We start from the raw sequence: 14,799 nt of genomic DNA, 5'->3' as shown, positions 1-14,799 counted from the left end.
CAAGTGTTCAACTGCCGAAATGGTCTTCCGGGATGTTCAACTCGATGCCCATCCGCTGGCCTTCCCGAAGAATGTGCCGGCGCATCTCGGCACTGGCCAGGGCGCTGTTCTTGCTGCGGATCGCCCGCACCACCGCTTCGTTCTCTTCGAGACGCTCAGCCAGATGTTCCGGGGAGTTGCGCAACACCTCGGCGCTCTGCTTGAGGGCATTGCTGGTTTGCTGGACCACACTCTGGAAGATCGGATTCGACGTCAGCGTGAACAGCTCTTCGTGGAAGGCGATGTAGGCATTCACGCCGGCTTCACTGTCGTTGGCTTCCAGGGCTTCGCGCATGTCCATCAGGGTCAGGCGCAGTTGCCCGACTTCCTTGCTGCTGATGGATTGCGCCACCAGGCCAACGATGAACGGTTCGAGGGTGTAGCGCAGTTGCAGCACGTCTTCCAGGCTCGCCGCGGCCACTGCGCTTTCATGCGCCTGGCTGTCGGCGAGATTGGCTTCGAGCACCACCACGCCTTTGCCCGGCATCGAGCGCACCAGACCGAGGGTTTCCAGCACGGTGACCGCTTCACGCAGGCTCGGGCGGCTGATGCCCAGTTGTTCGGCCAGCTCACGTTGCCCCGGCAGCATTTCGCCGGAACGCCACTGACCACGGGCCAGCGCGGCCCGAAGTTTTTCCACGACTGAATTTACAACGGTCGACGAGGTAATCACTGTTCGCTCCATGAGCATCCATCACGTTTGTTGGCCGTGCCTGCCGGGAGCAGGCACGGCGTTTGTTCAAAATTCCTGCTGATGCGCCGGGGCCACCGGTTTACGCGGCTGGAAGGTATAACCCACCTGGCCGGAAAGTACCTTGTTCGCCCGCTGCACATCGATGTCTTTTTCCCAGCGGGCAATGGCCACGGTCGCCACACAGTTGCCGATCAGGTTGGTCAGCGCCCGGCCGATGCCCATGAACCAGTCCACGGCCAGCACCAACACCAGACCCACCACCGGAATCGCCGGGATCGCGGTCAGTGTCGCGGCCAGAATCACCAGCGCCGAGCCGGGAATACCGTGCGCGCCTTTAGAGGTGATCAGCGACACCAACAGAATCGTCAGCAGGTCCGTCATTGCCAGCGGCGTGCCGGTGGCATTGGCAATAAACACGATGGCCAGGGTCAGGTAGATCGAGAAACCGTCGAGGTTGAACGAGTAACCGGTAGGAATCACCAGCCCGACCGTCGAACTGCCGATGCCCAGATGCTCAAGCTTGCGCATGATTTGTGGCAACACGGCGTCGGACGAAGCAGTGCCCATGACGATCAGCAGTTCTTCACGCAGGTACTTGAGCAACGGCCACATCTTCAAACCGGAGAGGCGCATGACTAGGCCGAGAATCAGCGTCACGAAGGCTATGCAGGTCAGGTAAAACAGACCGACCAGGCTGCCCAGGTGCTGCAGCGAGTCCAGGCCATATTTGCTGGTGGTGAAAGCGATCGCACCGAACACGCCGATCGGTGCCAGACGCACGATCATGCCCATGATGCGGAAGATCACGTGGCTCAGCTCATTGATCAACCGTGAAATGCCCGACGCCGCTTCGCCCACCAGATTCAGCGCACTGCCGAACAGCACCGAAAACAGCAGGACTTGCAGGATGTTGTTGTCGGCGAAGGCGCCAATGACCGAGGTCGGAATCAGGTCCATCAGGAACTGCGTGGTGGTGTGCATGTGCTGGCCGCGCTGGGCGATATCGCCCATGTCGGCGGCGGAAAGCTGCTCCAGATGAATGTTCGCGCCGCTGCCGATCCCGGTGCTGAAGGCGAACACCAGACCGATCACCAGCGCAATGGTGGTGAGGATTTCAAAGTAGATCACCGATTTGAGGCCGATGCGGCCAACCTTCTTCAGGTCGCCGGCACCGCTGATGCCGCTGACCACGACGCAGAACACAATCAGGCCGATGAGCATTTTGATCAGCTTGATAAAACCGTCACCGAGCGGTTTGAGCTGAGCGGAGTATTCGGGAAGGGTCAGCCCGCAGACGATGCCGAGCACCAGTCCGAGAACCACTTGGAGGAAGATTGAACGCGAGCACCATCTGAGCATGAGAGGAATCCTGGTCGGTGTCCTGGCTGCCGTGCGCAGAGTGCATCAGCTTCAGGACTTAATTATTATGGTCTTACCGGTATGTCCAGTGCAGGCAAAGTCTAGGCCCTGTTTTCGGAGGATCGCAAGCAAAAATTGCACGATTGGCATGACCGGTCTTACCAGTTGGGTTGAATGCCCCGACCTTGAGCGTTTGGGTGGCTGGAAATTTTTCCCGGGCAGAAAAAAACCGGCCATCGCTGGTCGGTTTTTTCAGATCATGCTCTCGCAGAGCATTCAATCGATGGTCTTACAGGGAAACATCGCGATTGATGATTTTTAGATCGAAGAAGACGAGTTTGCCGCGTCGTTCCTTGTCGGTGAGAATTGGAAAGTTTGGGGACTGGCCATAGGTCAGTACTTCCCGGCGCTGCGGGCCGGTATGCAGGCGGACTTTGTTGACTTCGTCTTGCAGGTCATCCAGTTTCGCACTCTCGCCCAAGCTGTTAATGATGCGAAAGTAAGTGGGATCATTACCGTCAAAGACCGACAGGTTACGTAATTCGCCTTCCATACTTACAGTGTTTTTGAAGTTGCCGTCACGATCCTCAATCTTGATTGTGTAGACATCGTCCTGATAAGCGAAGAGGAACGTTTCTGGGGTTATGTCCTCTGCGTAACTCAGAAGAATATCTGCGTACAGGTCGAGTTGCTTCTTCAGGACATCCTTCTCTTTCTCAGAAAAATCAGGGGATTCCAGCATTTTTCGAATGACCTTGCCGGCTAGGGCAACTGGCTTGTTATTGACAAAAAGTTGAGCGGTGAATGATTGGTTTTCATCCGTGGTTTGCATGATGTCTGTCTCTTCCGTGATGTTGAAATAACCCCGAAAATTGATTGTTAGTGGGTCGGGTTATTCGTTGTTTGTAGGGGTGAGGCTATCATTAAAGTTTAAAGGTTGAACTTCTGGTGTGTTGCAAGACTTTAGAGGTATTGTTGTCTGTAAGTAAGTTTCAGTTTTTGGTGAGTGTAACTAGCGGGCATAAAAAAACCGGCACAAGTGCCGGTTTTTTAACGACGGTTTAGCGGGCTTATTAAGCGCCGTACACCGGCAGCTTCTTGCAGATAGCCTTGACCTTCTCACGAACGGCGTCGATCACCGCATCGTTGTTCAGGTCAGCCAGGATGTCGCAGATCCAGCCAGCCAGTTCCTTGCACTCTGCTTCCTTGAAGCCGCGAGTGGTCACAGCCGGGGTGCCGAAGCGCAGGCCGGAGGTGACGAACGGGGAGCGTGGGTCGTTTGGCACGGAGTTCTTGTTCACGGTGATGAACGCTTTGCCCAGAGCGGCGTCGGCATCTTTACCGGAGATTTCCTGCTTGATCAGCGACAGCAGGAACAGGTGGTTTTCAGTACCGCCGGAAACCACGTCGAAACCGCGCTCGATGAATACGCTGGCCATGGCCTGGGCGTTTTTCACCACTTGTTGCTGGTAAGTCTTGAACTCAGGCTGCAGTGCTTCCTTGAAGCAGATCGCCTTGGCAGCGATCACGTGCTCCAGCGGGCCACCCTGGGCGCCCGGGAATACGGCGGAGTTCAGCTTCTTCTCGATGTCGGCGTTGGCGCGAGCCAGGATCAGGCCGCCACGTGGACCGCGCAGGGTCTTGTGGGTGGTGGTGGTCACGACGTCAGCGAATGGAACCGGGTTCGGGTAGACGCCAGCGGCGACCAGACCGGCCACGTGGGCCATGTCGACGAACAGATAAGCGCCAACCTTGTCGGCGATTTCGCGGAAGCGCGGGAAGTCCAGAATCTGCGAGTAAGCAGAGAAACCGGCCACGATCATTTTCGGTTTGTGCTCGACCGCCAGGCGCTCGACTTCGTCGTAGTCGATCAGGCCGTTGGCGTCGATGCCGTACTGGACGGCGTTGTACAGCTTGCCGGAGGACGAAACGCTGGCACCGTGGGTCAGGTGACCGCCGTGGGCCAGGCTCATGCCCAGGATGGTGTCGCCTGCCGACAGCAGGGCCAGGTAAACGGCACTGTTGGCTTGCGAGCCGGCGTGCGGCTGAACGTTGGCGTAATCAGCGCCGAACAGTTGTTTTGCACGGTCGATGGCCAGTTGCTCGACGATGTCGACGTACTCGCAACCACCGTAGTAGCGCTTGCCCGGGTAGCCTTCGGCGTACTTGTTGGTCAGTACCGAGCCTTGAGCTTCCATCACCGCAGGGCTGGTGTAGTTTTCCGAAGCGATCAGCTCAATGTGCTCTTCCTGGCGCTGAGCTTCTTGCTCCATGGCGGCAAAGAGATCGGCGTCGTACTTGGCAATAGTCAAATCACGGCTGAACATGGCGGTCCTCAAGGATCGGGGGCAGAAAAGGGGGGCATTCTACCCCAACGGGTTTTGGAAGGCATATGAAAGGACATCATGTCGCAGACAAGTGGGCTTCATGACTGACATGCGGTGTCTGTGCCGGCCCCATCGCTGGCAAGCCAGCTCCCACAATGTCCGTGCTTCGCCCCAAAAATATTGGTCCACAGCAAGTCACTGTGGGAGCTGGCTTGCCAGCGATGAGGCCAGCTGCCTCGCTGAAATACTTCAGTCAAACATGAACAGCGCATCATCGCTGAACTGCACTTCGAACTTGTCCGCCGGCATCGGCCGCCCGAACAGATACCCCTGAACCTCATCGCAACCGTGTTCCCTGAGGAAATCCAGCTGCTCTTGAGTTTCCACGCCCTCGGCGATCACCGCCAGGTTGAGGCTGTGGGCCATGGCAATGATCGCCCGGGCAATTTGCGCATCCTGTTCACCCGACGGCAGGCCATCGACGAAGGTGCGGTCGATTTTCAGCACGTCGATCGGGAACTGCTTGAGGTAGTTGAGCGATGAGTAGCCTGTGCCGAAGTCGTCGACCGCAATGCTCAGGCCGAGGTTTTTCAAACCGTCGAGAATCTGCATCGCCTCGCTGACTTCGCGCATCAGGATACTTTCGGTCAGTTCCAGCTCCAGGCACGCCGGCGGCAGACCGGTTTCCTTGAGGATGGTGGCGATCCGCGTACCGAGCTGGCCGTCGGAGAACTGCCGCGCGGAAATGTTCACCGACACCTTCGGCACGCGCACCTTGGCCTGATGCCAGGTCTTGAGCTGACGGCAGGCTTCGCTGATCACCCAGTCACCGACATCCACCACCAGCCCGAGCTCTTCGAGCACCGGAATGAAATCCCCCGGCGGCACCAGGCCGCGACGCGGGTGGCGCCAGCGCAGTAGCGCTTCGGCGCCAGTCAAACGTTTGCCATCGCCGCTGAATTGCGGCTGGTAATACAGGACGAACTCGTTCTGCTCCAGCGCGTGACGCAAGTCGCTTTCCAGCTCCAGACGCTCCAGGGCGCTGGCGTTCATGTCCGCCTGATAGAACTGGAAGTTGTTCTTGCCGCGCTCCTTGGCGTGGTACATCGCGGTGTCGGCGTTTTTCATCAACTGGCTGAGTTCGTTGCCGTCCTGGGGGCTCAGGGCGATGCCGATACTGGCCGTGACAAAGAACTCGCGGCCTTCGAGCACGAACGGTTTCACCAGACTGGCGAGAATCTGTTCGGCCACGTGAATCGCCCGGTTCAAGGCAATTTCACGGTTGGCCCGTGGTTGCAGGAGCAAGGTGAATTCGTCGCCGCCCATGCGCGCCACGGTGTCGTCATCGTCGACGCAACCGAGCAGGCGCGTGGCCATTTCCTTGAGCATGCGGTCGCCGGCGGCGTGGCCCAGGGAGTCGTTGATCGGTTTGAAACGGTCGAGGTCGAGGAACATCAGCACCACCCACGACTTCTGCCGTTCGGCCGCTTGCAACGCGGTGTGCAGGCGATCCTGGAACAGCGTGCGGTTGGGCAGGTGCGTCAGCGCGTCGTAATAGGCGAGGCGGTGAATGCGTTGCTCACTGGCCTTGCGCTCGCTGATGTCGCTGAAGAAGCACACGTAACTGGCCAGATCGCCTTCGTCGTCCAGTACGGCGGTGATGCCGACCCAGGCCGGGTAATGTTCGCCATTGCGGCGCTTGAGCCAGACTTCACCTTCCCAGGTGCTGTTCTGGTTCAGTTGCTTGAGCACGTAGCGCAGATGGGCTTCCTGCTGCTCGTCAACGGTCAGCATGTTCGGCAACTGGTCGAGCACCTGTTCCACCGCATAACCGCTGACGCGGCTGAAAGCTTCGTTGGCCTGGACGATGTAGCCGGCGGGGTCAGTAATCAGGATCGCCGAGGTCGAGTGTTCGAATACCGTGGCGGCCATGCGCAGATCTTTTTCGGCGCGACGCTGCTGGCTGATGTCGCGACCGACCCCGAGTACGCCTTCGAATGCGCCGTGCTCGTCCCAGACCAGTACCAGCCGCAGCTCGATCGGAATCTTGCGCCCATCGGCCCGCAAGCAATCGAACAGGAACAACTGGGTCTGCACCTGATTGCGCAACAGTGCCAGTTGCTCGGGGTGATCCAGCGCTTTGCTGACCCGCTCCATCAGCGTGTAGATACCGGCCAGTTGCTGCGGGTTGGCGATGGTCGATTGCCAGCCGTTCTGGAAAATCCACTCGGCGTCGTAACCCAGCACGGCTTGCACCGACGGGCTGACGTAATTGAGCGTCATGCGGTTGTCGGTGGAAAAAATCACGTCGCTGATGCTTTCGGCGAGCATCCGGTAGCGCTGCTCGCTGTCGCGCAGGGACTCACTGGCTTCGATCTGTTCGGTGACGTCCTTGGCCACGCCGATGATGCGGGTCACCTGATCGTTCTTGTCCCGCGCCAGGGCCTGTTCGCGAATATCGAAACGGCGCCATTCACCATCGCGGTGACGGAAGCGCAACTGGCATTGCATCAATTGGCTGTAGCCACCTTGTCGCTGGCTCTGGCGCGAGCGGTGGTAGTAGTCGGCATCGTCGGGATGCAGCAGGATTTCCCAGAAATACTCGCCCATCTGGTGCAGCTCGGTACGGCTGTAACCGAGTGTCTGGCCCAGATGGTGGTTGCTGAAGATCATGCGCTGGCTGATCACGTCCTGCACATACAGGTGATCGGGCACGGTGCGCACCACATCGGACCAGAATCCTTCACGCTCTTGCAGCGACAACTCGATGAGCTTGCGGCTGGTGATGTCTGTGATGCTCAGGATCACCGCCTTATAGTCTTCAGGGCTTTCCGGCAGGCGCAGCACCAGCCACAGGTGCTGGTCATCGCCGGCGGCGTCCTGGAGCCGGATTTCCAGTTCAAGCTTTTTCTGCTGGTTGAGCAGCGCTTCGAGCACTTGATTGCCGATAGCGCTGCCGTCCAGCGGGTTGCCGTCGATCAGCAGTTTCCAGGCGTGATCGGAGGTGTTGACGTTGAGCAGTTGCAACGCGACCTGATTGACCTCGGTAATGCGCAGCGCCTGCAACAACTGTTGGCGCTGCTCCGGAACTGCCAGCCACGTTTGCAGTTGATTGTTGCTCTGCATCTGGCCCTTGCCGAACACACTCTTGAGGCCGGACATGTCGAGCACGCACAGCGCAACGCCGGTGCCTTCGAAAATCTCCTGATAGCGCCGACGACCTTCATGCAACTGACGCTGACGCCGGCGCATGTTCAGCAATACGATGAACGGCAACATGGAAAAGGCCAGGCCCAGCAGGCATTTGCCGATGAAGGCCGGCAGCAGTTCTTCGAGTACGCGCTGGCGATCGAACAGCCCGCGCAGTTGCCAGTCGCTGCCGCTCAGCGGAACGGTCAGCACGCTGTTACTCAGGTCATCCTGGGTCAGCGTGCCGGGGTTGACCAATGGCAGCGCTTCATCGCGGCTGATGATCTGGTGGTTGAAGCGGTTTTCCACCAGCCACTGTGGACGGCCATCGGCTTCGTTCAGTTTGGTCAGGGACGAAAAAAATGTCGGTTTGAAACGCAAAGCCCAATAGCCACGGGTGCTGCCGCTGGCTTGATGCAGCAACAGATGCACCATCGAACCATCGATGGCATTGCTGAAATAGTGAGGCTGGGCACGGCTGCGCCGGACCAGTTCGCTCAGGTAGTCGGCGTCTTCGCTATTCGCCGCGCTGTCCGTGATGATCGTGCCGGAAGGGCTGAGCAGGGCCAGGCTGGTCAGGTCAGGCAAGGACTTTTGCAGCTTGCGCAGCAGCTCCTGCTGTTCGTCGGTACTTTGCGGCTGTTCGACGATCGGTAGCAGGTTCATGGCGATCTGCGCATTCAGCGCCATGTTCTGGCTGACTTGCGCGGCCAGGTTGGCGGTGTAGTCGATGGTGTGCTGACGCTGGTTTTTCTGGGTTTCGCGTAGCTGATCCAGCAGTTGCCAGAACAGCAGTGCGAGCAGCATCAGCACCAGGGTCGCCAGCGCACCTTTGAGTGTTCCGCGCAGGGGCGAACCGGACGCCGCTGTCGGTGCACGGGTGGTCAAGGGCGAAGGGACATTGGACAAGCTGTAATCCTGCGGTTTGGCTGGACTGGCGCGACGTGCACTATAAGCCGGACGCCCGAAGGGCGGCTAGCATGCCTTGAGTTGTGGCAAAGTGCCAGCCCCGCTCGGCTGGACGGCCTTCTGTCATTAAGGTAGCTTTGCCGGTTACGCGGGAGCGTTCCAGCTCCTAAACTCAGACTTTTTCAGCGCGCACGCTTTGGTCTCCAACTAAGCGGTCAACGCGCATGGTCTGGCCCGGGCTTCGCCTGCGCTCTATTCATTCATCAGTCACTGACCCAAGGTTCTCCATGGCTCAATACGTATTCACCATGCATCGGCTGGGCAAAGTTGTTCCGCCGAAGCGGGAAATCCTGAAAAACATCTCCTTGTCGTTCTTCCCGGGCGCCAAGATCGGCGTGCTCGGCCTCAACGGTTCGGGTAAATCCACGCTGCTGAAAATCATGGCCGGCGTCGACACCGAGTTCGAAGGCGAAGCCCGTCCGATGCCTGAGCTGAACATCGGTTATCTGCCGCAAGAGCCACAACTTGACCCGACCAAGACCGTGCGTGAAGTGGTCGAGGAAGCGGTCAGCGTCATCAAGAACGCCCAAGCGCGCCTGGACGAGGTCTACGCGGCTTACGCTGAAGAAGACGCTGACTTCGACAAACTGGCCGCCGAACAGGCCAAGCTCGAAGCGATCCTGCAAGCCAGCGACGGTCACAACCTCGATCGTCAACTGGAAGTCGCCGCCGATGCGCTGCGTCTGCCGGCCTGGGATGCCAAGATCGAAGTCCTGTCCGGTGGTGAAAAACGCCGTGTGGCCCTGTGCCGTCTGCTGCTGTCCGCACCGGACATGCTGCTGCTCGACGAACCGACCAACCACCTGGACGCCGATTCCGTCGCCTGGCTGGAGCACTTCCTGCACGACTTCCCGGGCACCGTGGTAGCGATCACGCACGACCGTTATTTCCTGGACAACGTTGCTGGCTGGATTCTGGAACTCGACCGCGGCGCGGGCATTCCTTACGAGGGCAACTATTCGGGTTGGCTGGAAGCCAAGTCCGATCGTCTGGCTGCCGAATCCAAGCAGCAGTCGGCCCACGAAAAAGCCATGAAGGAAGAACTGGAGTGGGTGCGCAAAGGCGCCAAGGCCCGCCAGTCGAAATCCAAGGCTCGTCTGCAACGCTTCGAAGAAATGCAATCGCAGGAATTCCAGAAGCGCAGCGAAACCAACGAGATCTACATCCCGGCCGGTCCACGCCTGGGCGACAAGGTCATCGAATTCAAGAACGTCACCAAGGGCTATGGCGATCGCGTGCTGATCGACAACCTGTCGTTCTCCATGCCGAAAGGCGCCATCGTTGGCGTGATCGGCGGTAACGGTGCCGGTAAGTCGACCCTGTTCCGCATGCTGATGGGCAAGGAAACTCCGGATTCGGGCAGCATCGAAGTCGGCGAAACCGTGCAACTGGCCTGCGTCGACCAGAGCCGCGAAGACCTGGACGGCAGCAAGACCGTGTTCCAGCAGATCTCCGATGGCTCCGACCAGATCCGCATCGGCAACTACGAGATCCCGTCGCGTACCTACGTCGGTCGCTTCAACTTCAAGGGTGGCGATCAGCAGAAGTTCGTCAAGGACCTGTCCGGTGGTGAGCGCGGTCGCTTGCACCTGGCCCTGACCCTGAAGGAGGGCGGTAACGTCTTGCTGCTCGACGAACCGTCCAACGACCTCGACGTTGAAACCCTGCGTTCCCTGGAAGAAGCCCTGCTGGACTTCCCGGGCGCCGCCATTGTGATCTCTCACGATAGGTGGTTCCTGGACCGCGTCGCGACGCACATCCTGGCGTACGAAGACGACTCGCAAGCGGTGTTCTTCGAAGGCAACTACACCGAATACGAAGCCGATCGCAAAAAGCGTCTCGGCGAAGCAGCTGCCCAGCCGCATCGTGTACGGCATAAAAAACTGGCCTGATTTCGGGTTGGTTGCATAAAGCGCGGAGCCTTCGGGCTCCGTTTTTTTTTGCCCGGTTTTTTCAGGAGTACCGAGTTGAATTCATCGCTGGCAAGCCAGCTCCCACAGGATTTGTGTCATGCCCTGAACCCTTAATCACCGCAGACACTGTGGGAGCTGGCTTGCCAGCGATGACGGTGTAACTGTTGGTGCATAACTTGGATCTGCGCTCCCTATTCAGGTGCAAAAAGTCCAAAACTCCGGGTTAATTTATATCCTGTGCACCATTTAATTTCACAAATGCGACATTCTGCTCTGTTCTTGTGCGCGACCCGTTTGTTAAAGTCCGGCCCAATCTCTCCCAACGACAATAAATTTGCCGAGACTTTTCCATGATCGAATCCGTCGAATCCTTCCTTGCCCGCCTGAAAAAACGCGACCCGGATCAACCTGAATTCCACCAGGCCGTCGAAGAGGTCTTGCGCAGCCTATGGCCGTTTCTCGAAGCCAATCCGCACTACCTGGCCTCGGGCATTCTTGAGCGCATCTGCGAGCCGGAGCGGGCGGTCGTGTTTCGGGTTTCCTGGGTCGATGATCACGGCAAGGTGCAGGTCAATCGCGGTTTCCGCATCCAGATGAACAGCGCCATCGGCCCGTACAAGGGCGGGTTGCGCTTCCATCCTTCGGTGAACCTCGGCGTATTGAAATTCCTCGCGTTCGAGCAGACTTTCAAAAACTCGCTGACTTCGCTGCCAATGGGCGGCGGCAAGGGCGGTTCGGACTTCGATCCGAAAGGTAAAAGCGATGCGGAAGTCATGCGCTTCTGCCAGGCCTTCATGAGTGAGTTGTACCGTCACATCGGCGCCGACGTTGACGTGCCCGCCGGTGACATCGGCGTCGGTGCGCGCGAAATCGGTTTCCTGTTCGGACAATACAAGCGCCTGAGCAACCAGTTCACCAGCGTATTGACCGGCAAAGGCCCGAGCTACGGCGGCAGCCTGATTCGTCCGGAGGCCACCGGTTTCGGCTGCGTGTACTTCGCTGAAGAAATGCTCAAGCGTCGTGGCCTGACGGTCGAGGGCAAGCGCGTAGCGATCTCCGGCTCCGGCAATGTCGCGCAATATGCTGCACGTAAGGTCATGGACCTGGGTGGCAAAGTGATTTCGCTGTCGGATTCCGAAGGCACGCTGTACTGCGAAAGCGGTTTGACCGAAGCGCAATGGCAAGCGGTGCTGGAATTGAAAAACGTCCAGCGCGGGCGCATCAGTGAACTGGCCGGGCGTTTCGGCCTGGAGTTCTGCGCCGGTCAACATCCGTGGGGGCTGAGCTGCGATATCGCACTGCCATGTGCCACGCAAAACGAACTGGATGCCGAGGCGGCGCGTGCGTTGCTGCGCAACGGCTGCATCTGTGTGGCCGAGGGCGCGAACATGCCGACCACGCTGGAAGCCGTGGACCTGTTCATCGAAGCGGGCACCTTGTTCGCACCGGGCAAGGCGTCCAACGCCGGTGGCGTTGCCGTAAGCGGTCTGGAGATGTCGCAGAACGCCATGCGCTTGCTGTGGACCGGCGGTGAAGTGGACAGCAAGCTGCACGCGATCATGCAGTCGATCCACCACGCCTGTGTGCACTACGGTGAGGAGAACGGTCAAGTCAATTACGTCAAAGGCGCGAACATCGCCGGCTTCGTCAAAGTCGCCGATGCGATGCTGGCCCAAGGCGTGGTTTAAGCCGGTTCGATGCGGATGATCTCGATCAGCTGATCGCCGGCCGGGCGTTGCCACAGCACTTCATCATTGAGTTGTGCGCCGAGTAACGCCCGACCGAGAGGCGAGCCCCAATTGATCAGGCCATGGGCCGCATCGGCCTGATCTTCACCTACCAGTTGCACGCGGCGTTCGCTGTCGTGCTCATCGGCATAAGTCACCCAGCTACCGATCTGCACTTTTTCGGTAGACGTCGCAACCGGCACCACTTGCGCGCTGCCCAGCCGCTGCTTGAAGTAGCGCAGATCCCGTTCGAGATCGGCCAGGCGTTGTTTGTCCGCCTGTTCGCCCTTGGCTGTTTGCTCGGCATGCAAGGCTTGCAGCTCAGCCACCTTTTCCTGCAACAGGCTCAGGCCTTGCGGGGTGACGTAGTTGGGTTGCGCACTGACCTGCCGTTCGACCGGCTGATCGGCTTGCGCGGCGGCGTTATCTTCGTTGACGAATGCCCGACTCATGGATTTCTCCCGTTATAGGAATTGGGCCATGGTTGCAGGCTTTTAGTTTCGGCGGATGTCTGTCCCCATTCAACACCACAAAACTACTGTAGGAGCGAGCCTGCTCGCGATGGCGGTTTATCAGCCAACTGCGATATCGACTGAAGTTGCGCTATCGCGAGCAGGCTCACTCCTACAGGGGTTGCGGTGTATTTGGGTCAATAGTGATACCACTTCACCTCAAGCATCACTTCGTTCTCGGGCGTCGCCAAATGGCTGAATTCGCGCTGCGCACTCAAGCGCAAGCCCAGGTTGCGTGACAGCTCCCATTGCTGATTCAAACTGATCGACCGGCGCACTTCGCCATTGGTGAAAAAATCGCCTTTGGTTTCCAGGCTCAAGTTGCCCAGCGGGTTTTTCCACAGCAGACCTGTGTTGAAACCCGCCGCCGGTGAAATGAATTCGGCGAAGTCATTGTTGTGCTCCACACGCACAGTGCCCAAGGCAAAACCGAGCATGTCGTCAGCCAGTTGCCAGGTTCCACCGCCGCCGCCGTTGACGTGGCTGACCAGGGTTTCGTCGTCGTGCTTGCCCGGCACTCGCTCCAGGCCACCGGTGACCTGCCACGACAGCGGTTGCAGCAACTCATTGCGCGGGGTCAGGGAGCGAATGGTTGCCAGGTCCAGTTGCTGCACCTGCCAATCATTGCCTTCGTATTGGCGCAGCTTCAGTTGCAGGATTTCGATCTGTGCGCCGAGGGGGAAGCTTTCCGAATTGTCGTTGAGGTCGTGATAGGCCATGCGCAGGCCGTATTCGCCGAACGCACGGTCGCCGCGGGTGCCGACACCGACCTGCCACGTGCGGGATTCGTGACCATCTTCAGGCAGGCCTGGTTGCGGGATATCCAGTTCCGGCGCCGGGTTCTGGTTGATCGCCCGCAGCAGTTCGAAGCTGCGTTGCGCTCGCGCCGGATCACGCTCCTGACCGTTGGCGCGGTAGCGTTCCAGGCGATAGGCCGCATCGATGATCAGCGCCTGACGGTCGCGAGGCAGTGCCTTGAATTCCGGTGTTTGCAATTGCTTTTGGTCAGCGCTGACTTTCAGCACCCATTGCTGCTCTTCCGGGTTCAATGGCTCAGCGCGGCTGAGTAATTCCCGCTCACGGGAAGGGCGGTACTGGATCGATTCCACCAGCCCGGCCTCTTTCACGGCTTTGACGGTATCGGTCGGGATGGCGGTCAGCGGGAATTGTTCGGTCAGGCGCAGGCTCGGGCGGGCCACTTGCAGCAGTTCCAGCAGGCGATAGGAGCAGTTTTCGTCGAAGAAGAAGTAATCGAACTTGATCTGCTTCAACTCCCAGACGTGCTCGACCATGCGCGCGGTTTCTGCTTGTGTCAGGTTCAGCCGGTACTCCCACAGGTCGCGGTTTTCCAGGCTGCGGTATTCCGAGAGCTTTTCCTGGTACGGCACCAGCGCGAACAGCCCCGGATAGCCGCCCATCAAGCCTTTCCAGGCGTAAAGGATGCTGTTGTCCGAGCCTTCGATGTAGGCGCCAAAGTTGATCGCGTAACTGAGCAGCGAAGTCTTGTCGCTCTGCACGTCCGCCTGATCGATGCGCAAAAGGGTGTGGCCGAACATCGACGATGGACTGTTCAAATAGGCGGCCGGGAAGATCATCACCGCGCTGTGGGGCGAGACGTCCTTGAACCACTGCTTGAACTCGGCGCAGTCCAGTGTCGGCAAATCGGTCAGATTCAATTGTGCCTTGAGCCAACGCGTGCGGGCGGGGTAAACGCATTGGGCGTGCTGCTCACCGGCACTCGCCGGCGCGTACAAGGCCTGCACGGTAGCGGCCAGCTCATGGTCGGGATGTTCGTTGCCATCGGTAGCTAGGAAGAATTTCGGGTCGCTGACATAGCTGCGCCAGCCGCCGAGCTTGGCGGTTTCGTAATGGCCCAGGGAGATCCAGAAAGGGTCGTTGGCCAGTTGCTGCAAACGTTGAGGGTCGATGTGAGGCGCGGCGGACAGCGGGGCGCAGACACAGAGCGCCAGCCAGGCAAGGCGTTTGAGCATAGTGGCAACTTAAACAGGAAAAAGATAAAGACCCGGCGCGGTTAATGCCTGATTGGCATTTCCCGACGAGGGCAGGTCC

9 protein-coding genes are annotated in these 14,799 nt (G+C 58.9%); 2 read left to right on the top strand and 7 right to left on the bottom strand.

The window, feature by feature from the left end; all coding sequences use genetic code 11:
- Positions 1-7: 7 nt before the first annotated feature.
- From ACM110_RS19470 to ACM110_RS19450, 5 genes are all read right to left on the bottom strand, one after another.
- Positions 8-712, bottom strand: coding sequence for a FadR/GntR family transcriptional regulator (locus tag ACM110_RS19470; RefSeq protein ID WP_416129039.1), 705 nt, complete (start codon positions 710-712; stop codon positions 8-10).
- Positions 713-778: 66 nt separating this feature from the next.
- Positions 779-2,092, bottom strand: coding sequence for a C4-dicarboxylate transporter DctA (locus ACM110_RS19465; protein ID WP_217873180.1), 1,314 nt, complete (start codon positions 2,090-2,092; stop codon positions 779-781).
- A gap of 289 nt (positions 2,093-2,381) precedes the next feature.
- On the bottom strand, positions 2,382-2,924 hold the full coding sequence (locus ACM110_RS19460; protein ID WP_416129038.1) for a hypothetical protein: 543 nt from the start codon (positions 2,922-2,924) through the stop codon (positions 2,382-2,384).
- A gap of 241 nt (positions 2,925-3,165) precedes the next feature.
- A complete protein-coding gene (gene glyA, locus ACM110_RS19455; RefSeq protein WP_416129037.1) occupies positions 3,166-4,419 on the bottom strand; it encodes a serine hydroxymethyltransferase in 1,254 nt (417 codons plus the stop codon).
- A gap of 249 nt (positions 4,420-4,668) precedes the next feature.
- Complete coding sequence (locus tag ACM110_RS19450; protein WP_416129110.1) at positions 4,669-8,415, bottom strand: EAL and GGDEF domain-containing protein; 3,747 nt, start codon at positions 8,413-8,415, stop codon at positions 4,669-4,671.
- 389 nt (positions 8,416-8,804) lie between these two features.
- Between ACM110_RS19450 and ettA the strand changes: the two genes are divergently transcribed.
- Together ettA and gdhA are read left to right on the top strand one after the other, a co-directional pair.
- Entirely contained in the window at positions 8,805-10,469 is a 1,665-nt protein-coding gene (ettA, locus tag ACM110_RS19445; RefSeq protein WP_338583173.1) for an energy-dependent translational throttle protein EttA, read from the top strand.
- 371 nt (positions 10,470-10,840) lie between these two features.
- Positions 10,841-12,178, top strand: coding sequence for an NADP-specific glutamate dehydrogenase (gdhA, locus tag ACM110_RS19440; protein ID WP_416129036.1), 1,338 nt, complete (start codon positions 10,841-10,843; stop codon positions 12,176-12,178).
- On the opposite strand, the gene ACM110_RS19435 is transcribed toward gdhA, so the two are convergent.
- Positions 12,175-12,669: a GreA/GreB family elongation factor gene (locus ACM110_RS19435; protein WP_416129035.1), complete on the bottom strand. Its 495-nt coding sequence runs from the start codon at positions 12,667-12,669 to the stop codon at positions 12,175-12,177. The genes gdhA and ACM110_RS19435 overlap by 4 nt on opposite strands.
- A gap of 197 nt (positions 12,670-12,866) precedes the next feature.
- Positions 12,867-14,720, bottom strand: a complete 1,854-nt coding sequence (locus tag ACM110_RS19430) for a DUF4105 domain-containing protein (protein ID WP_416129034.1) — start codon at positions 14,718-14,720, stop codon at positions 12,867-12,869.
- Between the last annotated feature and the right edge of the window lie 79 nt (positions 14,721-14,799).

Source organism: Pseudomonas sp. NFX98, assembly GCF_047784845.1.
Taxonomy (GTDB): domain Bacteria; phylum Pseudomonadota; class Gammaproteobacteria; order Pseudomonadales; family Pseudomonadaceae; genus Aquipseudomonas.
The sequence above is the reverse complement of the archived record's forward strand: the minus strand, read 5'-3'. Positions and strand labels throughout refer to the sequence as shown.

Excerpts from the sequence above, each read along its gene's own strand:
- ACM110_RS19465 (WP_217873180.1), bottom strand. The coding sequence starts at position 2,092 with ATGCTCAGATGGTGCTCGCGTTCAATCTTCCTCCAAGTGGTTCTCGGA.
- ACM110_RS19460 (WP_416129038.1), bottom strand. The coding sequence starts at position 2,924 with ATGCAAACCACGGATGAAAACCAATCATTCACCGCTCAACTTTTTGTC.
- glyA (WP_416129037.1), bottom strand. The coding sequence starts at position 4,419 with ATGTTCAGCCGTGATTTGACTATTGCCAAGTACGACGCCGATCTCTTT.
- ACM110_RS19450 (WP_416129110.1), bottom strand. The coding sequence starts at position 8,415 with ATGCTGCTCGCACTGCTGTTCTGGCAACTGCTGGATCAGCTACGCGAA.
- ettA (WP_338583173.1), top strand. The coding sequence starts at position 8,805 with ATGGCTCAATACGTATTCACCATGCATCGGCTGGGCAAAGTTGTTCCG.
- gdhA (WP_416129036.1), top strand. The coding sequence starts at position 10,841 with ATGATCGAATCCGTCGAATCCTTCCTTGCCCGCCTGAAAAAACGCGAC.
- ACM110_RS19435 (WP_416129035.1), bottom strand. The coding sequence starts at position 12,669 with ATGAGTCGGGCATTCGTCAACGAAGATAACGCCGCCGCGCAAGCCGAT.
- ACM110_RS19430 (WP_416129034.1), bottom strand. The coding sequence starts at position 14,720 with ATGCTCAAACGCCTTGCCTGGCTGGCGCTCTGTGTCTGCGCCCCGCTG.